Genomic DNA, 20,483 nt, shown 5'->3' with positions numbered 1-20,483 from the left:
CTGGTCAAGTATCACCAGCGACACCCGCCAACCCCGTGATTCCCAAGTTCAGGACTCCGAGGGCGCCTCAGCAGGGGCGCGCGAGTGCGAGGTAGCTTCGACACCCGTGAGTCGACTGCAGGAGGCTTGTGGTGCACGCGGACGCTCTGACCAGACCGGGGCAACTTTGGTCGGCCGGTGAGGTCTTGTCACGTCCAGGACCCGTCCCTGGAGTGGCAGGGGTGTACGGGTGGCACTTCGAGGAGGCGCCGCACCCGGACTTGCCGTCAGGCCGGCTCCTATACGTGGGGATCGCGCCGCGGCACATGACGACCAGGACGAGCACGCAGAACCTGCGGAAGCGGGTGCGATACCACTTCCGAGGCAACGCCTACGGGTCCACGTTGCGGCTCACCCTGGGGTGCTTGCTCGGGTTGGAACTGCGTCGCGTCGGCAGCGGGAAGCGCATGACGTTCACCAAGGCCGGCGAGGCGGTGTTGAGTGAGTGGATGGCCGAGCACGCGCGGGTGTGCTGGCTGGAGCATCCGGAGCCGTGGACGGTCGAGGCAGAGTTGATCAGCAGTCTCGACCTCCCGCTGAACCTCGATCAGAACCGGCACAACTCCTTCCACCCGCGTCTCACCGAGCTGCGTTCGCAGGCGCGGCAGCGGGCCAGGGAACTGCCGGTCACTTCGTGACCGCGGCGTCTCACGTGCAGACCGCTGGCGGTTGCTGTACAGCAGCGAAGTACAGCAACCGCGCGGACCGTTGGTGGCCGTAGTCCCCTGTGAACGCCGGTCGTGCGACCACTCCAACCACAGATGCCCGACCTCTCCACAGCTTGTAAACAGAAGGTCGTCGGTTCGAATCCGACAGGCGGCTCCGCAGGTCAGAGGTCCGCGGACCAGCTCCGCGGGCCTTCGTCGCTCTCGCTTACTGGTCTGATCAACACGAAGCCACTTGCAGGTGGTTGTCGTCGTCAGCGGCGCCACGAGCATCGCGCCCGCCGGGGTCAGGGTGCGTAGCGGGGGAGTCCGTCCGTGGAGATGGTCCACTCGCGGATCGTGACCGCCTCCCCGTAGAGGGAGTCCTTGCGGGTGGTGTAGCGGAAACCCGCGGGGGTGGTGTGGATGTCGGAGAAGACCGCGCCTTCACCGGTTCGGGGATCGAAGATCACGTAGATCGGGATGCCGAGCAGCGGATAGTCCCGCATCTTGCTCGCCCAGTCGTTGTCCGGGTTGGAGCGGGAGACGACCTAGATGGCGGCGAGGACGGAACGGGGGTCGAAGGCGCCCTCCACTTCCATGTCGGCCTCGGCGATCACCATGACCTCCGGGTGCCGCAGTACGCCCTCTGCCACGTCCTCGACGTCCGGGGTACCCGTGTGTGCCAGCAGTTCGTCCGGCATCACTTGCTCCAGCCGACGGCTGATGCGGGCTGCTGTCAGCTCGTGCGGCCCTCCTGGTGCCACCATGTCGTGGACGATGCCTTCCTTTGTGATCTCCAGCTTGCCGGGCACCACGTCGCTCATGCGGCGCACGATGTCGCGCATCGCCTGGTACTGGAAGGAGTCGTGATCAGTGTGGTGCGGGGTGATCGTCACGGCGTTCGCTCCCTTCTGCGGTGACCGGAGACCAGGCCCTTCACTTTAGCGGCGCCGCCCGTGGCGGGGTCCGCTATGACGCCCCGCTGCGGCAGTTCCGGCATCGGCCCGGGCGAGGGGCGCGGAAGGGAAGCTCGCATTCCGGGCACTCCTGGAACGGGTCCGGGCGGCGGTCCGGGGGCGGGGCCTCGGGCAGCGGCGCCGGGAGCTGGACGGTGAGGCGGTGGGAGATGAGGGCGGCCGGACGGCGGAGCGGCCCGGCGGGGAGGTGCGCCGTGAGGGTGCGGCGCACGGCCTCCGGTCCGGTGCCGCGCTCCAGCCAGGCGCCGACGGCGGGGGTGAGGCGGGCCACGTCCCGCTCGGAGAGCAGCAGACGGTCGTCGTCCCGGCGGAGCCCGGCGAGAAGCGCGGCCGCGGTGCCTTGCCGTACGGGGTCGGGGGTGCGCGGTTCCGGGAGGGGCGGTCTCGGTGCCGGGGGAGGAGTGGTCGTGGGTCGCTGGGGTGGTGTGGGCGCCGGCTGGGGCGGCGGTGCTGGCGTCGCCTGGGGTGGTGTGCGGGGCGGTGGGGGCTCGGCGCAGGCGGCGGCCGTGGGCCGGGGTTCCTCCGTTACGCGGGGTACGGCGTGGGGGCGGCGCTGGGGCGCCCTTGGATTGTCGTACGACACGGTGTGCGTGACGATCCGCCCGCCGGGTGCGCGCCGCGCGGTCCGCGTCAGATAGCCGTACGTCTCCAGCTCCCGCAGCGCGGCCGCGATACGGGCTTCGCCCTCGGGGAAGCGTGCGGTGAGCGATTTGATGTCGACGCGGGTGCCGTCCGGCACGGACTGGATGTGCACCGCGAGCCCGATCGCGAGGAGCGACAGCTCGCGGTGCTGGGCGAGATGGTTGCCGACGACGGTGAAGCGCTCGCGGTGCCGGTACTTGATGTGGACGACGCCGGGCCGGGCCGGGGCCGGTGCGGACTTGGCGGCGGTGCAACGTCGGTACGGGCGAGAGGGCGGGCGCGCGGGCGCAGCCGCGTTAAGCTGCTGAACAGCCATGGGGAAGGCTCTTCTTCCTCGGTGGTCAGGCCCTCGATCGGGATGGCAGTCCCGGCCGGGGGCCGTTGTATGTGTGCTGTCGTCGTGCGGGCGTCGTGCAGTTGACGTGCGGGTTCTCGTGCGGCCGCCGTTTCGGCGTCGTACGGATGGAGCGGGTGCTCGGCTGGAGCCTATGCCAGCGAATGGGCAGGAAAGCGAGCCGAGTTCACTTCCTTCACTCTTGTGGGGTACGGGAGGTTGGTGGGCTTGGCACGGTGCTTCGCTGGTCTCTTTACGTCTGTGATGTCGCGGAGCACCGGGACGCGGCGGACGGCGATCCGGTTGACGGCGACCCGGCGGACGGCGATCCGGTTGACGGTGACCCGGCGGAGGGCGACCCGGAGGACGTGGGACCGGTGCGGAGGAACGGCCGATTCGTTCAAGAAGGAGGCGCGGGGGGAGGGCTACCGTCGTTCCCATGAGCAGCGAAGTCACCGCATCACGCCATGTGAGCGTCTACATCGATCGGCCCCTCGGCGAGGTCTATGCCTATGCGTCGAACCCGGTGAATCTGCCCGTGTGGGCCCATGGGCTGGGGGATTCCATCGAGCAGGGGGACGAGGGGTGGGTCGCGGAGTCGTCGCCGATGGGGCGGGTGGTGGTCGCCTTCGCGCCGCGCAATGAGTTGGGCGTGCTGGATCACGATGTGACGTTGCCTTCGGGGCAGACCGTCTACAACCCGGTGCGCGTGATCGCCCACGGTGCGGGGAGCGAGGTGGTGTTCACGTTGCGTCGGCGGCCGGAGATGAGCGACGCCGACTTCGAGCGGGACGCGGACACCGTTGCCGCCGACCTCGCACGGCTCAAGTCGATCGTGGAGTCCGGGTAGGTCCGGCCCGCCGCGCTGGGCCGGACCTACCCGGTGGGGCCCGGCTCAGCGTTTGAACGTGAAGGTGAAGTCGGCGGAGAGCTTGCCGCTCAGGCGGACCGTCGAGACGAGGTTCCCCTCGGCGACCAGCCTCTCCACTTCGGCCCGTGAGAGGCCGAAGCCGTCAGCGATGAGGCGTACCGGGCGGACGGGTATCCGCGCCGCGAAGCGGACCGAGACTTCGAGCGTCTCGCCTTCCGGCTGGGCCGCTGCCACGTCCGCCGGTGTCCTCTCGCCAGGCACGTCCTCGGTGTCGGGTGACGCCGGGCCGGAGGTCTCCAGGCGCCGGGCGTCGCGCCAGTCGAGGGCGATGTTTGCGGCGCCGTACGGTCGGGTCCTGGAGCAGTTCGGCTGCCAGGCCGGGGTCGTTGCGGTGGAGGCGGTCCAGCAGTTCGGGGCGGATGGAACGGACGTTGGTCCGCTCCAGGACGGTGAGCTTGATGGTCTCCTCGCAGCCGGTGCACAGGGCGAGGAGCCAGGCGTCGAGGAGTTTGTGGTTCGCGTTGACGCGGAATTTTCCGCTCGTCCGGAAGCGCTCGGAGGCGCAGACATGACAACGGCGGAGGATTTCGGGCAGGCAGGTGGGAACGACCACCCAGGTCGTTTGCACAGCAGTACACCGGTTTCAGTGAGAAGTCCGCAGCGGAAAGCAGCGCGGCGCACAGGCGCGACGCGCGACAGATCAGCACTCGGGGGGTCTCACTTGGTGTACAAGGGCGCGTCCTCGGTGAGGCGACAAAGGCGGTAGCACGGTAGCGGTACCCGGGGGTCTCGCTCCATCGTTTTTTCGGGGCAGGCCGCCCGCCCGCAACTCGGATGTCGGGCCGCAACACCGTTTTGGCTTCCGCCTGTTGCTACCGCGTCACCGGCGGCCTTCGTAGCGCCGCATCAGCTGGTTGCCGCCGCGCCAGCCGACGACGGCCGCACCGGCTGCCAGAGGCCAGGACACCACGTCCGGAGCGTCGAACAGGGCGGACAGCACCGCCCCTACGACGCAGAACGCCGTGAGGGCGCCGCCTGCGCGGAGTGCCCAGTGAAGCCGCTCACGCAGGTAGTTGCTCTCGTCCATGGAGCCCCCCGGCAGTGTGCATGCGGACCGTCGGCAGCGCCCGGTCCGGATTCCCGGGGTCCGGGCGGTCGCCGCTGTGTGGGACGCCGTACCCGTCGTGGGCGGAGTCATCCCCGTTCGGCGCGTAAGGCGGAAACTTCGCGCATCCGAGGAGAGTCGCGGCGGCGCGTTGTCGTCGCGGCGGCCCGCTGGCGCTTGTCGGGCGCGCGGGCTCAGGTGCCGGTTCGGGGTGTGGTCGGCGGGGTGCGGGGGAGGAGCGCGTCGGCGAAGGCGCGGAGTCCCCGGGGGTAGGTGTCGCGTGCGGCCAGCTCTGGCCACCGGTCGCCGATGGCGGCGAGGCGGGGTACCTGGGCGGCGTCGAGGTCGCTGAAGGAGGCGCCGCGGGGGGCGGGGTGGGTGTCCTCGGTCGGCCGGCGGGCCGAGTGGGCGCGGACGAGGATCTCGCCGACGGTGTAATACCAGAGGTCGCGGAAGACGTCGACGGCCTGGGCGGGGGTGCAGCCGCAGTCCTCGGCTCCGGCGACGACGGCCTCGACCATCCACAGGGCCGATGCGTCGAGCAGGCCGACGAATCCGTCGGCGGTGAGGATCTCCGCGGCCCAGGGCCAGTCGGCGAGGGCGTCGTGCAGGGCGGTGGCGGCCGCGACGACGCGCTCGCGCGGATCGTCGGGCAGTTGCGGGCGTGCGATCCGGTCGACGTGGTGGTTGAGCAGGAGGACGAGCAGTTCGTCCTTGTTCCGGATGTGGTGGTACAGGGTCGTCGCGCCGATGCCGAGTTCGGCGGCCAGGCGGCGGATGGTCAGTTTCTCCCAGCCGTCCCGGTCGATGAGCCGGCGGGCGGCCGCCAGGATCTCCGCGCGGGAGGTCAGCCGCGGGCGGCCGGTGCGGCCGGTGCGGCCGATGCGTCCGGTGGGTTCGGTGTCCCCGGCGGGGCCGGTGCGACTGCTGTTGCGAGCGGCCCCGTCCTGCGGTCTCGGTGCGGGTGACTCGCGTGCGTCGGACGTCTCACGTGTCTCGGACGTCTCACGTGCGTCGGGCGTCTCGTGTGTCTCGGGCGACTGGTGTGGGCCGGGCGGCTCGGACGGTTCGGGCGGTCGGGGCATTGCCCCATCATGCCGTCCCGCCTGTCGGGACGAGGGCGGCGCCTCTGCCCTGGACGAGGCCGTCCCCGCCCATGCCGCGCCGAGCGCGGCGGCTCGTCGCCGTCCGCGGAGCCGTGCCGCTCCCGAAGCTCTTCGCGTGCGCGGCGGGCGGTTCGATGCTACTTTCGGAACATGTTCGAAAAGTTGCCCGCCTCATCGTGCGCCCCCGCCGGGAACGGAGAAGAACGCGATGACGAAGAGCTCAACCGCCCGCCCCGGACTGACGCTTGCCGCGGTGGCCGTCGTGCAGTTCATGGTGTCGCTGGACCTGTCGGTCGTGAACGTCGGACTCCCGAAGATCGCCGAGGGCCTGGGCTTCGGCGCGGCGGGCCTGACCTGGGTCATCCACGCCTACGCCCTCGCCTTCGGCGGGCTGCTGCTCCTGGGCGGCAGGACCGCCGACCGGTACGGTCGCAGGCGCGTCCTGCTGCTCGGGCTGTGCCTGTTCGGCCTCGCCTCGCTGGTCGGGGGCCTGGCCCAGGCGCCCGGTCACCTCGTCGCCGCCCGGGCCGCGCAGGGCGTCGGGGCCGCCGGGCTGGCGCCGGCCGCGCTGGCGGTGCTGGCCGAGACGTTCCCCGAGGGGCGGGCGCGGGTCCGGGCCTTCGGTGTGTGGAGTGCGATGAACGCCGCGGGCGGCGCCATGGGAGTCCTGCTGGGCGGGCTGCTCACCGAGTACGCCGACTGGCGCTGGGTGATGTTCGTGAACGTGCCGATGGCCGCCTGCGCGCTGGCCCTGGCCTGGCGCGGCGTCGCCGACAGCGCGCCGGTCTCCCGCGGCCGTCCGGACGTGCTCGGTGCCGTCCTGGCGACGGCGGGAACGACGCTGCTGGTGTTCGGCATCGTCCGGACCGACCGGTACGCCTGGGGCTCACCGGTCACCCTGGCGACGCTGGCGGCCGCCGCCGTCCTGCTGGCCGCCTTCCTCCACGTCGAGCGGACCACGGCACGCGAACCGCTGGTCCGGCCGGGCCTGTTCGCCAACCGGTCGGTCGCGGGCGCGAACGCCTACAACCTGCTGGTGGGCGCGGCGATGGCGGCGTCCTTCTACTTCGTCTCCCTCTACCTCCAGCAGGTCCTCGGGAAGGGCCCGGCGCTGACCGGGGTGATGTTCCTGCCCTTCGCCCTCGCGGTGATCGCCGGGTCGGTGCTCGCCATCGTCCTCGGCTACCGCGTCGCGCCCCGCACCCTGCTGGTCGCCGGCGGGACGCTGACGGCGGCCGGGTTCGCCTGGTTCGGCCTGATCAGCGCCGACGGCACGTTCGCCACCGATGTCCTGGGGCCGTCGGTCGCCGCCGGTGCCGGCTTCGGACTCTGCCTGGGACCCGTCGTCTCCACCGCCACCGCGGGGGTGGCGGCGCATGAGGTGGGCACCGCGTCCGGCCTGCTCAACAGCTCCCGCCAGATCGGTGCCTCCCTCGGGCTGGCCGTACTGGGCACCGCGGCCCAGCACCGCACCGGCGGCGCCGTCACCCCCGAGGCGCTCGACGCGGGGTATGCGCTCGGTCTGCGCCTCGGCGCCGGGCTGTTGGCCGCTGCCGTCCTCGTCGCGGTTCTCGTCCTGCGCCGGTCCGGCCCGCCCGGGACCGCCGAGCGGACTGAGCGGGTCGAGGACCGGGACGCCGTGTCCGTGCGGGACTGAGCCGACGTCAGTTGTACGTCCAGCGCCAGGAGCCCGAGCGAGAGGCGCACTTGATGGTCCGGCCGCTTGCGGTGGAGGTGGTGGCGCCGTGGTCGCTGTTGCGGCAGAACTGGCCCGCCGAGTAGCAGTTCCCGGAACTGGAGATGATCGAGCAGGTGTCCGGGCCGTCCTGGCCGCCGCCGGTGTCGCCGCTGTTGCCGCCGCTTCCGGCGTCGCCGTCGTCGGCCGCCTTCGCGGCTGCGGTCCTGGTGACGGTCACCGTGGGGCGGGGTTCGGCCTTGGCCTTGACGGTCTCGGTGACCGTGGGCGCGGGTTCGGGCGTCGCCGTCCGGGGCGCGGTGACGGTCGTCGCGGGCTTCGCCTCGTCGCCGACCGGCTGCTGCCCGTCCTCGCCGGTGGCGCCGACGCCCACGCCCACGACGAAGAGGGCCACGCCTCCGACCCATACGAGCACCCGCTTGCGGAGCGGACGGGTGTCGGGCGGGCGCGGAGCCGGAGGTATGGGAGCGGTGTACGGATTGGTCATCTCGTCCCCCACGTGTGTTTCGGGTGGAGTGACCGTAGTGCTCTGCGGCGCACTCTGTGGAGAACCTGGGGGAGAGGTGGCCATTCTGTGACCAGCGCTCGGGCCGGGACTGGGCCGGTGCGGAGGCTTTCGCGTTCGAGGCGGGGCGTGCTGGGCGTGTGGGAGCCGTGTGGCGCGTGAGGCCGGATATCCGATGCCCGCTGTTGGACCTCGGGCCATGGGTGCGTCGACGACAGGGGGAGGAGCGTGACGGCTCCTCCCCCTGTGCGGACGGGCTGCGGGTGCGTTGCGCGTGTGGTGCCCGGAAACGCCGGAGTGAGGTGCCCGCGGTCTGATGTCGCTGCCCGGCCGCCCGGATGCCGGCCGCAATGGACCGGTGCGAGGGACGCATGGTGCGGAGTGGCGTCTCCCGAGGGCGGGTCAGGGGGAGCGGGTCAGGCCGCGGTGGTCGGGTGGAGGGCCAGTGCCTGGGGGATGTCCCAGCCGACCGGTGCGTCGTTGCCGCTGCCGGCGCCCCTCTCCTCGCCGTCCTTCTTCTGCAAGGTGTTCAGCAGTTGGGTCGTGGCGGCGAGAAAGGCGCCGAGACCGCCGAAGAATGTGCCGAGGGCTTCCATGAGATCGAGATACATCGCGCTCGCCTGACCGCACACGGGCCGGGCGTGCACTCTGCGATTCACAACGAAAGGAAGACTGCTCCTCGCGCGGAGAAGCTGGAGGATCCGGCCTCTCCAGCAGCTTCTCGCCGGTCACGGTGTACGCCGATCCGCGAGGGGTCTGCGGCGTTCCAGCATGTCTCTCGGTAGGGCACGGAATTCCTCCTCTCGTTCCTCTCCGCAACGTGTATGACGGGCCCTCACCATAGCGGTCCCGCCCCCGTCCGGTACAGGACGTTTCTGACCCGGCGCTGTCATTCGGCCACTTTCCGTGCCTCCATGGGGACGGGTGCGGCACCTCCACCGGAGAGCCGTACGACGTGCGGGCGGCGGATGCGCGCGGGTTCGGGCGAGGGGTGTGCGGCCGGGTCGGCCGACCGCCTGCGACGGCCTGAATCCATCGGTCCCCGCTGCCCTGCGGGGACCGACAGGGGGTCAGGGCTGGTCGAGATGCACCACCACAGTCGCGTAGAAGCGGTGCACCGCGTTGTCGACGCTGCGGATGAAACCGGATTCGGCGTTGCCCCGGCTGTTCCCCATGCTCTTGAACAACGACAGCCGGAAGCCGGTGACCGGGGTGTCGCCCTTCGGGAGCATGTCCGCCGGCTCCGGCCGCAGCCGCTCCAGTGTCCCCCGCGGGCCGCCCGCCCCGCCTTCCAGCAGCGTTTCCACGTGGAGGTCCGCCGGGGCCCCGGCCAGCCGGCGGAGCAGCCGCTTCGCCCTGCTGAGCGGGTAGCCCTGCTCGGGGGCCGGGATCTCGATGGAGGTGCGCAGCTTCCCCGTGCGCAGATCCGCGTTGAGCGCCAGGATTCCGGGTGCCCCGTCGATCCGGAACTCCGCCTGGAGCAGCCCCTCGCGGCAGAGTCGGTCGGCCAGGCGGTTGCGGCGTGCGGCGGGGTCGGCACCGCGCTTGGCCCGGTGGACGGGCAGCACCTTCTGTCCGAGTTCGCCGCCGAGGCCGAGGCACAGTTGGCGGACGAGTCGCTCCCAGCTCTCGACCACGTCCAGCGCGCGCGGATCACCCTCGCACAGCGTTTCGTCGTTGATCCCGTTGCGTACGGGCACCCAGGCCGCGCCCATGTTCTGGAAGCCATGGCAGCCGGAGTTCTCGTGCTGCAGGTAGTGCAGCAGCTCCTGGAGCAGCCAGGCGTGCGCCTTGTCCCCGACGCCCTCGTGGCGGATCAGCATTTGTGCCTGGTAGGTGACTTCGGCCCAGGACAGGTGCCGGAGGGCCACGCGGTGCTTGCGCCGCCCGTCGATCTTGACGTCGACGAGCGGGCTGCCTTCCAGCGCCACGTCGTTGGACACCGTGATCACGGCCTCGTAGCCGCGGCGTGCGGCGATGTCCATGTACGCCTGCACCTGGTCGGGCTTGAGGGCGCTTCCGTTGGTCTTGGTCTCGACGAGGGCGGTCCACAGTTTTCCGGCCCGCTCGACGCGGATCACCCCGTCCGGGCGGCGCGGTGTCTCGCCGTGCGGGAGGACGACCTCGGTGTAGGTCTCCATGCGCCCGGCGGGCGCCCCGAACGCGGCCGTGAGCCTCCTGCCGAACTCCGGCACCTGGGCCATCACCGACAGCAGCACCGAGGTGGCCCGCACCTCGCGGTCCCGGTCGCTCTTGAGCGTCGGGACCGGTACCAGCCGGGAGGGCCGCCAGGACTCGTTCTCCGCCAGTGCCTTCCGGTCCGCCCGGGGCAGAGTGACCTTCTTCTTCGCGGTGCGGGGACGGGTCGGTCGCGGGGGCGGGACGGTGCCGTCGGGCGCGCGCGGAGCCAGTACCGGGCCGGGCGTCGTCTCCGGAGCCGGAGCCGGAGCCGGAGCGGGGGGTGAGCCGGGCGTCGTTCGCGGGTCCGGACCGTCGGCTTGCGCGGTTCCGTCTCCGGGCCCGGTCTCCTTCCCGGTGCCGGTGCCGGTGCCGGTGCCGTTCCTGGCGGCGTTCGCGCTGTTGTGCGGGTCCGGAGCGGTCTGCCCGGCCCGGACTGTCCGGGCGGGGTCCCGCTCGTCCCGGGGCGCCTCCTCGCCGTCCTCGGCTTGGGCGCCGTCCGCGTGGTCAGCGTCATCGGCGTCGTCCTCGATGTCGACGCCGAAGTCCGTCGCCAGCCCGGCCAGTCCGCCGGCGTACCCCTGGCCGACGGCCCGGAACTTCCACTCCCCGCCGCGCCGGTACAGCTCGCCGAAGATGATCGCGCTGACCGTGTCGGCGTCTTCGACGGCGAAGCGGAGGAGGCGCTCGCCGGTCCCGTCGGCGAGCGTGACCTCGACGTCCGCCAACTCCCCGAAATCCCGGCCGCCGTAGCGGCTCGCGGTGACGACGATGCGGTCGACCTCCGGCGGGACGGCGGTCAGGTCGAAGCCGATGCGGTCCTCGTCGCCGTTCTCCGTCGGTGTCTTGCCCAGAAGCTGCACACTGCCGTCGGCCGCGGCGGGGTTGTTGTAGAAGTAGAAGTCGCTGTCTCCGCGCACCTTGCCGTTCGCGTCCAGCAGCAGGACGGACACGTCCGCGTCGCCGTCCCCGATCGGGCTGACCCAGCTCAGGCCGACGAGCACCGAGCCGGCATGGGGGCTCAGCGAGCTGAGCCCTACGTTCATCCCCTTGGTCATCTCGCGCACAAACGCCCCCCCATCTCCCGTGCGGGGCACACAGCTCTCCCGCGCGGCCCACCTGTCGCCCTCGCGATGTGATGTACGACACACCAGGAAAATCGTAGTACTCATGTCCGGTGCCTGCGGGGTTCGGTGGGAAATCGGACCCGGCCACTCCCGTCGCCGGGTCCGTTCCGGGTCCCGGTTTCGGTCGCGGGCGGGGTCCCGGTCTGGGGCCTGGGGCCGGCGCTGGTGCCGAGTGGCGTCCGGCTCAGGCGCCGTCGGCCTGTTCGGTGTTGAACTCCTCCACCCACTTCTCGTGCTGCGCGTAGTCGTCCGTGAAGCGGGTGTCGCCCGGTTTCACGGTGACGAAGTAGAGCCAGTCGCCGGAAGCGGGGTGCCGGGCCGCTTCGAGGGCTTCGGGGCCCGGGTTGTTGATGGGGGAGGGGGGCAGGCCCTTGTGGCGGTAGGTGTTGTAGGGCGAGTCGAGACGCGTGTCGGCGTGGCTGGTGTTGAGGGTGGAGCGGCCGAGGGCGTAGTTGATGGTCGAGTCCATCTGAAGCGGCATGTCCCGCTTGAGGCGGTTGGCTATGACGCGGGCGACCTTCGCCATGTCCTCGGGGGTGTCGGCCTCCGCCTGGACCAGGCTGGCGATGACGAGGGTGTCGTAGTCGTCCACGCCCGCGGCCAGGTGCCGCTCCTTCGCCGTCTTCGCCATGAAGGTGACCAGCGCGGTCGGTGTCGTCCTGGCGCGCACCGGATAGGTGGCGGGGTAGAGGTACCCCTCGGGATTGTGCTTCGCCGCGGCGGGGAGGGGGAGTTCGCCCGCGTGGGCGGCGCGCTCGGCGGCCTTCCGCGTCGTGCCCTCGGGCACGGAGAGCGCCTTGTCGGCCGCCGTGTACACCTGGGTGGCGCGCCACCCCTCGGGGACGACGAAGGGCTTCGACGCCCGGTCCTGTTGGTACTGCCGGATCAGCACCACGGCGGCCGCGGTCACGGCCAGGGCGCACAGCAGAGCCACCGCGATGAGCCATCGCTTCCGGTTCCCGGTCCTGGTGGTCATGGGAAGAACGCTAGGCCAGCGGGCCGGGTGGTGGGGCCCGGATACCGGTTATGGGACCAGAACCACTTTCCGCGCGGCTCGCGCGCAGCCGGCCCGGGCGGTGCGGGTGCGCCGCCGCCCCTCCGACTCGCCGACCTCGCCGCTCCGCCGTCGGTGCCGCCGTTGTCAGTGGCCGGCCGCACCATGAGGGGATGGCGACATCGGCAGTACGGGCGGCGCGGCGCCCGCAGATCTCCCTTCCCGAGCTGCGGCCCTTCGAGGGGCGGGAGCTGGAGCCGGACGGGGACTACGACGGGGTGCGGTTCGAGGAACTGGACCTGAGCGAAACCGAGGGCGGCGGTGCGACGTTCCTGGACGTGGGGATGTACCGGTGCGTGCTGGACGAGGCCCGGCTGGGGCGGCTCCGGGTGATCGACTCGGTGCTGGAGGGAGTCCGCGGTGTCGGTACGGAGCTGGCGGGTGCCGAGTTCCGTGACGTGGAACTGCGGGATGCGCGGCTGGGCGGTGTCCGGCTGCACGGGGCGCGGTGGAACCGGGTGCTGGTGTCCGGTGGGAAGATCGACTTCCTGAACCTCCGGCAGGCGTCGCTCACCGACGTGACGTTCGAGGGCTGTGTGCTGGACGAGCCGGACTTCGCGGGTGCCGCGCTGGAGCGGGTGGCCTTCCGCGACTGCACGGTGCGCCGGGCCGAGCTGCGCGAGGTGCGGCTCAAGGACGTGGATCTGCGGGGAGCGACCGAGCTGGACATCGCCTCGGGTGTGGAGCGGCTGGCCGGCGCCACCATCAACCCGGGGCAGCTGATGGAGCTGGCCCCCGCGTTCGCGGCGCGGATCGGAGTGCGGGTGGAGCCCTGAGGCCGCGGCGCCGAGCGCCCCGGCGCACGGGCACGGAGTCAGGGCACCCGGGGGAAGCGGGAGGTCAGGACGTGGACGGCCGGGTTGGCGGCCAGGTCCTCGTGCAGGTCCGTGAGGTCCGCGACGAGGTCGTGCAGGAAGTCGCGGGCCTCCCGGCGCAGGGCGCTGTGGGAGAAGGAGAGCGGTTCCTCGCCGTCCGGCGACCAGTCTGCGGTGATCTCCACCCAGCCGAACCGGCGGGTGAAGCGCAGCAGTTCCGCGGACTCGGTGAAGTCCAGGGTGGCGCGGTGCGGACCCGGGGAGCGGCTCCCCAGCGGGTCGCGGTCCAGTTCCTCGGCGATGTCGCAGAGCGCCCAGGCGAAGTCGAGCACCGGCACCCATCCCCAGGCTGTGGACAGTTCGCGGTCGGAGTCGGTGTCGGCGAGGTAGATGTCGCCGCAGAACAGATCGTGCCGCAGGGTCCGCACGTCGGCGGTGCGGTAGTCCGTCTGGGGCGGGTCGGGGAAGCGGCGGGAGAGGGCGTAGCCGATGTCGAGCACGGCGCGATGGTGTCACGCCCGCCGGACTCCCGCCGCCGCGCGGTTCCGGCCGCGTGGTTCCGGGCGTCGGGCCGTCCCGGTCGTGCGCCGGGCGGCTCTTGCGCGGTCGGGGTGTGCGGGCGTGCAGGCGTGCGGGGGGGGGCCCCGGGGCGGGGGCGCCCCCCCCCCGGCCCCGGGGGGGCCCCCCCCCGGGCCGGGGGGCCGGGGGGGCCCGGGGGGGGGGGGGGGCCCGGGCGGCCCCGGGGGGGGGGGCGGGGGGGGGGCCCCGGGGGCGCCTGCCTTTTTTTTTGGTTGCCGGGGGCGCCCGCGGGGGGGGGGGCCCCCCCGCCGGGGGGGGGGGGGGGGCGGGGGGGGGGGGCGGGGGGGGGGGGGGGGGGGGGGGGGGGGGGGGGGGGCGGGGGGGGGGGGGGCCGCGGGGGCCCCGGCCCCCCCACCGCCGGTGCCCGGTCGGTCCCCGCCAGATGGCCTGGGCTCCGGAGGGCCCGGGGTCGGGCGGGTGCCCGGTGCGCCGAGGTGAGGCGTGCCGGGCGGCGGCCGCAGGTCTCAGACGTTGACGCCGAAGTCCTGGGCGATGCCGACGAGGCCGGAGGCGTAGCCCTGGCCGACCGCGCGGAACTTCCACTCCGCGCCGTTGCGGTACAGCTCGCCGAAGACCATGGCAGTCTCGGTGGCGGCGTCCTCGCTCAGGTCGTAGCGGGCGATCTCGGTGCCGCCGGCCTGGTTGACGATGCGGATGAAGGCGTTCCGCACCTGGCCGAAGTTCTGGCTGCGGCTCTCCGCGTCGTAGATCGAGACCGGGAAGACGATCTTGTCGATCTCGGCGGGCAGCGCGGCCAGGTTGACGTTGATCTGCTCGTCGTCGCCCTCGCCCTCACCGGTGACGTTGTCACCGGTGTGCACGATCGACTGGTCCGGCGTCGCCTTGTTGTTGAAGAAGATGAAGTGCTGGTCGGAGTAGACCTTGCCCTCGGCGGTCACCGCGATGGCGCTCGCGTCGAGGTCGAAGTCCGTACCGGTGGTGGTGCGCACGTCCCAGCCGAGGCCGACCGTGACGGCGCTCAGGCCCGGTGCCTCCTTGGTGAGCGAGACGTTGCCGCCCTTGGACAGGCTTACAGCCATGGGGTGCCCTTCTGTCGTGTCTGGCTCTGGTGGTGACTCCGAGGGAATCACCGGCGCCGGAACGGAACCTCACCGGGGTCCGCGGCCGTACGCCTCACACCCTGCACAACGCAGCCGGAGGACGGACGGGTTCCAGCTTTCCCGGGCCACTTTGCGTTCTTTACCTTCGCGGCGTCGTCCGGGGCCGAGCAGGGGCAGGAGCGGTGCTGGCGCGGGTGTCCGGAAAAGCGGATGACGGCCGCGCCCGGAGGCCGGACCATGGAGAGCATGTCCGGTCCCCACTTCATCCGCGGCGACGTCGCCCTGCCCGAGGCCGAGCTGACGTGGCGCTTCACCCGTTCGTCGGGTCCGGGCGGCCAGCATGTGAACACCAGCGACAGCCAGGCGGAGCTGCGCTTCGACCTGGCCCGCACCCAGGCGCTGCCCGAGGTGTGGAAGCGCCGTGCGCTGGAGCGGCTCGCGAACCGGCTGGTGGACGGTGCGGTGCTGGTCGTGCGGGCGAGTGAGCACCGTTCGCAGTGGCGGAACCGGGAGACGGCGGCCGTCCGGATGACGGCGCTGCTCGCGGAGGCCACGGCGCCCCCTCCGCCGCCGCGGCGCAAGAAGAAGACGCCCCGCGGGATCAATGAGCGCAGGCTGCGCCAGAAGAAGCAGCGCAGCGATCTGAAGCGGGGCCGGACGGGCCGCGGCTGGGACTGACGGCGGCTCGGGGCCGCGGGCCCGCGGATCAGCGCAAGGACCGGTACCGCCCGCTGTGGTAGAGCAGCGGCCCGCTCTCCCCGTGGGTGAGCCGCGTGGCCAGGACGCGCCCGATGACCAGGGTGTGGTCGCCCGCGGTGACCCGCTGCTCGGTGCGGCACTCGACGGCCGCCAGCGCGCCGTCGACCAGGGGTGCGCCGCTGACGGGGCCGCGGGTGTGGGGGAGCTCCTGGAAGAGGAGCCGGTCGCTGAGCCGCGCCTTCATTGCGAAGCGACCGGCGGTCTGGTGCTGGGCCTCGGTGAGCAGGGAGACGGCCCAGTGGTTCTGGCGGGAGAGCAGCTCGTCCATCCGGGAGTCCTCGCGCACGCTGACCAGCACCAGGGGCGGGTCGAGCGAGACGGACAGGAACGCGGTGGCGGTCATGCCGACGTCCTCACCGCGCACGCCCTCCTCGGGGTCGTGTGCGGTGACGAGCACCACCCCGGACGCGAGCCGGGCCATCGCCGCGCGGAATTCCTCGTCGCTCACCCCATCAGCATGGGGCATGGCGGGGCCGGGGGGCACGGGGGTCGTTTGCTGCTGCACTGCGTGGGACACGTCGGCTACGCTAACGGGCGCTCTCCCGACCCCGCATCGGACTCGGGGACCAGGCGGGTACTAGGACCGGCCGAGGCCGTCCGGAGCATGCGGGGAATGTGCACGAGATGTACGCGGCGTATACCGCTGTCCTGCGGGGGTACACGTTGCGCAATCAACTAATCGCGGACTGTTGTGACTTGAGTCACAGAGGGCATTAATTGTTGACCCTGTGTACCGAGTGAACAGCTCGCTGTGATTCAGTGGCGGTGGCAGCCGAAAGACAGCCGAAGCACTGAGTCAGTGAGGCCCGGAAGCGACGCCACGAGCACCTGGAGTTGACGAGCAAGGCTCAGGGGGAGGGCTATGGAAACCGAGTCGGAGCCCTACGTCCGCCTCGCCAGCCTGCGGCAGCTCCACCACGTCGTGGCGCAGCTCAACACGGCCCGCAGCCTCGCCGACACCCTGCAGACGGTCGCCAACGGGGTGGTCGAGGGCCTCGGCTTCGAGATAGCCGCCGTCCACCTGGTGCGGGCCGAGGGCGAACTGGTCGTGGCCGCCGTCGCCGGGAGCGCCGCGGCCGAGGCGATGATGGCGGGCCGCTCCGGGTCGCGCACCGCCTGGGAACGGCGGCTGTCGCTGGGCCAGCAGTGGGGAGCGCTGCACTTCGTCCCGTACACCGAGGGCTGGGTCCTGGACGACGACGAGGTGCCGGAGTGGCACGCACCGTCGCCGGTGCGGGACACCCCGGACGCCTGGCACCCCATGGACCGCCTCTTCGCGCCGCTGTACGCCTCCGACGGCGAACTGCTGGGGGTGCTGTCCGTCGACCGTCCGCGCAACGGCCGGCGCCCCGGCGCCTGGGGCTGCGAGGCGTTGCAGATGTACGCCTCCCAGGCCGCCATCGCCATCAGCAACGCCCGGCTGCGGTCCAACATGCAGCGCGCGCTGGTGCGGCTGGAGCGCGAGCAGCAGGCGCTGCGGGCCAGCGAGGAAAGCTTCCGGCAGGCGTTCGAGTACGCGCCCAGCGGGATGGCGGTCGCCGAGATGGGCGGGGACCAGCACGGGCGGCTGCTGCGGATCAACGACGCGCTGTGCCGGCTGCTGGGCCGCCCGGCGGCCGCGATGCGCCGCTACTCCTTCTCCGACCTGGTGCACCCCGAGGACATCCGCACCCTGCTGCGCACCTCGGCCGAGGGCGGCCGGGCCGAGCTGCGGCTGGCGCGCCGCGACGGCAGCTACGTCTGGGTCTCGCTGCGCAACTCCGTGGTCGCCGACACCGCCGACGGGCCGCGCTACCTGCTCACCCACGTCGAGGACATCGAGGAGCGCAAGCGGCACGAACTCCAGCTCGCGCACCGCGCCAGCCACGACCAGCTCACCGGGCTGCCGAACAGCGCCGAGCTGCGGGCGCGGCTGGGCAGCAGGCTGTGTGCGCGGCCGGACCGGCCGGCGGTCCAGTCCAGCGTCCTGCCCGGCGCCGGCCCCTCCGGGTACGCGGAGGGCGGGCCCGGCCAGCTGTACGGGCAGGGGGGTGGCTTCTGGGACCTGGAGGGTCTGGGAGGGATACCCGGCGCCGGGGCGGAACCCGGCACCGGCCCGCAGACCGCGGGCAGCCGGCAGGCCCCCGCGCCGTACGCGACCGCCGTGGCACCCGGCGGTCCCCCCGGTTCCCCGGGCGCCGGCGGATTCGGCGGGCCCGGCGCGGACGGGGGAGCGGATCCGCACCATGTGCACGTGGTGCCGCCGAAGGGCGACGGGCCCGGTGAGAAGGGGCTCGCCGTCCTCTTCTGCGATCTGGACGGTTTCAAGTCCATCAACGACCGCTACGGCCACCATTGCGGGGACGGTGTGCTCATCGCCGTGGCCCGTCGCCTGGAGGCGGGGGTCCGGGACGACGACACGGTCGCGCGGCTGGGCGGCGACGAGTTCGTGGTGCTGGCCGACGGGCTGGGCCCGGCCGAGGCGCAGGACCTCGCGGTGCGGCTGCGGAACGCGATCATCCCGCCGATCCAGATTGACGGCCGGACGGTACGGGTAGGCGCCAGCTTCGGCATCGGCTGGGCAGGCTGCGGAATGACGGCCGAAGAAGTCCTGCAATCCGCTGACCAGCGCATGTATGTGGAGAAGCGGTCCCGGTCCAAGGGACAGCGCCGGGCGGGCTAGCGCAGCCCGGGATGCCCGGTCGGCAATCGGTCGGCAATCCGGTCGGCGATCGGTCGGCAACAGGGCCAAGAGGTTCACCCAGGAGAGGTAGGCTCGCCCGGATACCTGACGCAGTAGGGAGTGAGGGGATGACCGCCGAGAACAACGGCACGGGCGCTGCGCCGGAGGGGGGCGACGACGACCCGTTCGCGTATCTGTACCGGCAGGAGGGCGGCGCCCAGCAGCCCGCGTCCGGACAGCAGCCCGGCGTTCCCCGTCGCTCCTACAACCAGGTCCGTGCCGTCGGCGAGCGGCAGTACGGCTACGGCTACCCGCAGCAGCAGCCGCAGCAGCAGGGCTCCGGTTATGGCTACCCGCAGCAGGGCTCTGGCTACGGCTACCCGCAGCAGCAGTCCGGCTACGGCTATCCCCAGCAGCCCGGGTACGGCGCCGCGCAGCAGCCGGCGCCCCCGCAGCACCAGCCCAGCCCGCATTACGCCGCGCCCGAGACGGTGCCCGGCGGCCGGGCCGCCGCTCGGCAGCAGGGCGGCCCCGGCCGCGGCGGGCGCAACCGGACCGGTCTGCTGATCGGGGCGATAGCGGTCGTGGCGGCCGTGGTGATCGGCATCGGCGCCGCCATCGTCTTCAACGACGACGGTGACGCCGACGAGCCGCAGGCCCGGAACACCGGCAGCTCGCAGCAGGACGACCAGGGCCAGGACGAGGGCGACAAGGAGAAGAAGGACCAGGAGCCCGCGTCGAAGAAGCTGCCGAAGGAGGACGCGGCCAGTCTCCGGCTGGACGGCGGCGCCACGGCGGCCACCGACGTGTCGGGGGCGAAGGGCCAGGGCGGCGCGTACGTCGGCGGGATGAACCAGCCCGGCTCCTCGGCGACCTGGGCGCTGAAGGACATCCCCGAGGGCGGCAAGTACACCCTGCACGTCCGCTACGGCGTGCCCGGCAAGGACGCGGACGCCACCCTCACCGTCAACGGCAAGCCCGAGAGCCGGCCGCTGCGGATGAAGAACTTCTCCGGCGCCAAGGAAGGCGACTGGGAGCACGGCTGGCAGAACACCTGGTCGAACATCCAGCTCCAGAAGGGCCAGAACTCGGTCAAGATCTCCTGCGAGGACGGCAACAAGTGCGAGGTCAACCTCGACCAGGTCTGGCTGACCAAGGGCTGGAAGGGCTGACACACCGGGTCCGCACCGGCGGCTGACGCGCCGGTGCGGACCCGGGCGGCCGACGTTCCGGGCCGCACCGCCGCCCGACGCCGGGCGCGTAGCGCCCCGGCGCCGCACGCGGGCGGGGCGGCCGGGCGTCCGCGGGGAGCGGGTCGTCCGTCAGGGAGTCTCCGCGCCGCGGACCCGGACCGAGGGCAGCATCCGGGCATAGGTCTGCTCGTCGAACTCGCCCGCCACCGGAGCGCGCACCGTCGCCGCCGACAGGGCGACCGCGCGGGCCAGTCGCTCCGGCCAGGGCAGGTCCTCGGCCAGGCCGGAGAGCAGACCGGCGACCGCCGAGTCACCGGCGCCGGTCGGATTGCCCACCAACCGTTCCGGGACGGCGGCGCTCCAGGCGCCGTCCTGGGTGACCAGCAGCATCCCGTCGGCCCCCAGCGAGGCCGCGACCGCGCGGGCGCCGCGGCGCTGTGCGGCGCGCGCGGCGCGCAGCGGTTCGGCGGTGCCGGTGATCCCGGCGAGTTCGTCCGCGTTGGGTTTGACGAGGTCGGGGCGGGCGGCCAGGCCGCGGCGCAGCGGTTCCCCGCTGGTGTCCAGCAGGACCGGGATCCCGGCCGTGCGCGCCTCGCGCACGAGTGTCGCGTAGGCGCCGACGGGGACGCCCGGCGGCAGGCTGCCGCACAGGGCCACCGCCTCGACGCCCTGTTCCAGCAGGCGGCGGTAGGCGGCCAGGAAGCCCTCCCACTCCTCCGGCGAGACGTGCGGTCCGGGCTCGTTGAGCTGGGTGGTGTCGCCGGTGCTCTCGTCGACGACGCCGACGGTGCGCCGGGTGGCCCCGGCGACCTCGACCAGCGCGTCCGTGACAGCGGCGCTTCCCCCGCTTTCGCCGACTCCGCTGCCCCCGCCGATTCCGCCGCTTCCGTGGTCGCCGTCCGCGGCGAGCAGGGTCCGCAGCGTGCGGCCCGTCTCACCGCCGACGAAGCCGGTGACGGTCGTCCGGAAGCCGAGCGCCCCGAGCACCCGGGCGACGTTCAGCCCCTTGCCGCCGGGGCGTTCGGTCACCTCCCGCACCCGGTGCGAGGCGTGCGGGACGAGGTGGGGCACTCGGTAGGTGAGGTCGAGCGCGGCATTGAGCGTGACGGTCAGGATCATCCGCGCGCACCACC

The 20,483-nt window shown here is 72.4% G+C and carries 18 protein-coding genes and 2 pseudogenes; 7 read left to right on the top strand and 13 right to left on the bottom strand.

Annotated elements, in window-relative coordinates:
* Positions 1–128 precede the first annotated feature (128 nt).
* A complete protein-coding gene (locus tag ACFYMO_RS27995) occupies positions 129–677 on the top strand; it encodes a GIY-YIG nuclease family protein (RefSeq protein ID WP_388549810.1) in 549 nt (182 codons plus the stop codon).
* Positions 678–991: 314 nt separating this feature from the next.
* Here the strand turns inward: ACFYMO_RS27995 and ACFYMO_RS27990 are convergent.
* Together ACFYMO_RS27990 and ACFYMO_RS27985 are read right to left on the bottom strand one after the other, a co-directional pair.
* Positions 992–1,531, bottom strand: a pseudogene (locus tag ACFYMO_RS27990) (Uma2 family endonuclease).
* A gap of 124 nt (positions 1,532–1,655) precedes the next feature.
* Positions 1,656–2,621 (bottom strand): hypothetical protein, encoded by a 966-nt coding sequence (locus tag ACFYMO_RS27985; RefSeq protein WP_366771897.1) that lies wholly within the window; start codon positions 2,619–2,621, stop codon positions 1,656–1,658.
* A 457-nt stretch (positions 2,622–3,078) separates the two neighbouring features.
* Here ACFYMO_RS27985 and ACFYMO_RS27980 point away from each other — a divergent pair, with 457 nt between their 5' ends.
* Positions 3,079–3,489 carry an SRPBCC family protein gene (locus tag ACFYMO_RS27980; protein WP_366771898.1) on the top strand — a complete coding sequence of 137 codons (411 nt, stop codon included), beginning with the start codon at positions 3,079–3,081 and terminating at the stop codon, positions 3,487–3,489.
* Between the two features lie 45 nt (positions 3,490–3,534).
* Here ACFYMO_RS27980 and ACFYMO_RS27975 read toward each other — a convergent pair.
* The 3 genes and pseudogenes from ACFYMO_RS27975 to ACFYMO_RS27965 all read right to left on the bottom strand — a co-directional run bounded on the left by ACFYMO_RS27975 (position 3,535) and on the right by ACFYMO_RS27965 (position 5,466).
* Positions 3,535–4,138: pseudogene (locus ACFYMO_RS27975) on the bottom strand (DUF1062 domain-containing protein).
* Between the two features lie 252 nt (positions 4,139–4,390).
* Entirely contained in the window at positions 4,391–4,597 is a 207-nt protein-coding gene (locus tag ACFYMO_RS27970; protein ID WP_366771900.1) for a hypothetical protein, read from the bottom strand.
* A 212-nt stretch (positions 4,598–4,809) separates the two neighbouring features.
* Positions 4,810–5,466 carry a helix-turn-helix domain-containing protein gene (locus tag ACFYMO_RS27965; protein ID WP_366771925.1) on the bottom strand — a complete coding sequence of 219 codons (657 nt, stop codon included), beginning with the start codon at positions 5,464–5,466 and terminating at the stop codon, positions 4,810–4,812.
* Between the two features lie 463 nt (positions 5,467–5,929).
* On the opposite strand from ACFYMO_RS27965, the gene ACFYMO_RS27960 reads away from it, so the two are divergent.
* Positions 5,930–7,378 (top strand): MFS transporter, encoded by a 1,449-nt coding sequence (locus ACFYMO_RS27960; protein WP_366771901.1) that lies wholly within the window; start codon positions 5,930–5,932, stop codon positions 7,376–7,378.
* A gap of 7 nt (positions 7,379–7,385) precedes the next feature.
* Here the strand turns inward: ACFYMO_RS27960 and ACFYMO_RS27955 are convergent, their stop codons facing one another.
* The 4 genes from ACFYMO_RS27955 to mltG form a co-directional block, all read right to left on the bottom strand.
* Complete coding sequence (locus tag ACFYMO_RS27955; RefSeq protein ID WP_366771902.1) at positions 7,386–7,904, bottom strand: hypothetical protein; 519 nt, start codon at positions 7,902–7,904, stop codon at positions 7,386–7,388.
* A gap of 434 nt (positions 7,905–8,338) precedes the next feature.
* The gene (locus ACFYMO_RS27950) at positions 8,339–8,533 is read right to left on the bottom strand and encodes a hypothetical protein (RefSeq protein ID WP_366771903.1); all 195 of its coding nucleotides are present in this window, start codon (positions 8,531–8,533) and stop codon (positions 8,339–8,341) included.
* A gap of 459 nt (positions 8,534–8,992) precedes the next feature.
* Complete coding sequence (locus tag ACFYMO_RS27945) at positions 8,993–11,167, bottom strand: TerD family protein (RefSeq protein ID WP_388549804.1); 2,175 nt, start codon at positions 11,165–11,167, stop codon at positions 8,993–8,995.
* 244 nt (positions 11,168–11,411) lie between these two features.
* The gene (gene mltG, locus ACFYMO_RS27940) at positions 11,412–12,203 is read right to left on the bottom strand and encodes an endolytic transglycosylase MltG (RefSeq protein ID WP_388549801.1); all 792 of its coding nucleotides are present in this window, start codon (positions 12,201–12,203) and stop codon (positions 11,412–11,414) included.
* A gap of 191 nt (positions 12,204–12,394) precedes the next feature.
* Between mltG and ACFYMO_RS27935 the strand changes: the two genes are divergently transcribed.
* Positions 12,395–13,057, top strand: a complete 663-nt coding sequence (locus ACFYMO_RS27935) for a pentapeptide repeat-containing protein (protein WP_366771906.1) — start codon at positions 12,395–12,397, stop codon at positions 13,055–13,057.
* Between the two features lie 38 nt (positions 13,058–13,095).
* Here ACFYMO_RS27935 and ACFYMO_RS27930 read toward each other — a convergent pair whose 3' ends face one another.
* Together ACFYMO_RS27930 and ACFYMO_RS27925 are read right to left on the bottom strand one after the other, a co-directional pair.
* Positions 13,096–13,596 (bottom strand): hypothetical protein, encoded by a 501-nt coding sequence (locus tag ACFYMO_RS27930; RefSeq protein ID WP_027761536.1) that lies wholly within the window; start codon positions 13,594–13,596, stop codon positions 13,096–13,098.
* A gap of 543 nt (positions 13,597–14,139) precedes the next feature.
* Positions 14,140–14,715: a TerD family protein gene (locus tag ACFYMO_RS27925; protein WP_276476027.1), complete on the bottom strand. Its 576-nt coding sequence runs from the start codon at positions 14,713–14,715 to the stop codon at positions 14,140–14,142.
* A gap of 258 nt (positions 14,716–14,973) precedes the next feature.
* Between ACFYMO_RS27925 and arfB the strand changes: the two genes are divergently transcribed.
* Positions 14,974–15,414: an alternative ribosome rescue aminoacyl-tRNA hydrolase ArfB gene (arfB, locus tag ACFYMO_RS27920; protein ID WP_366771907.1), complete on the top strand. Its 441-nt coding sequence runs from the start codon at positions 14,974–14,976 to the stop codon at positions 15,412–15,414.
* Between the two features lie 28 nt (positions 15,415–15,442).
* On the opposite strand, the gene ACFYMO_RS27915 is transcribed toward arfB, so the two are convergent.
* Positions 15,443–15,961: a flavin reductase family protein gene (locus ACFYMO_RS27915; protein WP_051019399.1), complete on the bottom strand. Its 519-nt coding sequence runs from the start codon at positions 15,959–15,961 to the stop codon at positions 15,443–15,445.
* Positions 15,962–16,357: 396 nt separating this feature from the next.
* Here ACFYMO_RS27915 and cdgB point away from each other — a divergent pair, with 396 nt between their 5' ends.
* Positions 16,358–18,157 carry a diguanylate cyclase CdgB gene (cdgB, locus tag ACFYMO_RS27910; RefSeq protein ID WP_388549796.1) on the top strand — a complete coding sequence of 600 codons (1,800 nt, stop codon included), beginning with the start codon at positions 16,358–16,360 and terminating at the stop codon, positions 18,155–18,157.
* A gap of 128 nt (positions 18,158–18,285) precedes the next feature.
* On the top strand, positions 18,286–19,329 hold the full coding sequence (locus tag ACFYMO_RS27905) for a hypothetical protein (RefSeq protein ID WP_388549794.1): 1,044 nt from the start codon (positions 18,286–18,288) through the stop codon (positions 19,327–19,329).
* A 150-nt stretch (positions 19,330–19,479) separates the two neighbouring features.
* Here the strand turns inward: ACFYMO_RS27905 and ACFYMO_RS27900 are convergent, their stop codons facing one another.
* A complete protein-coding gene (locus tag ACFYMO_RS27900; protein WP_388549791.1) occupies positions 19,480–20,469 on the bottom strand; it encodes a 1-phosphofructokinase family hexose kinase in 990 nt (329 codons plus the stop codon).
* Positions 20,470–20,483: the final 14 nt, after the last annotated feature.

Origin of the sequence: Streptomyces sp. NPDC007025 (assembly GCF_042869455.1) — a bacterium.
GTDB lineage: Bacteria > Actinomycetota > Actinomycetes > Streptomycetales > Streptomycetaceae > Streptomyces.
This window is presented reverse-complemented; position numbering and strand designations above follow the sequence as displayed.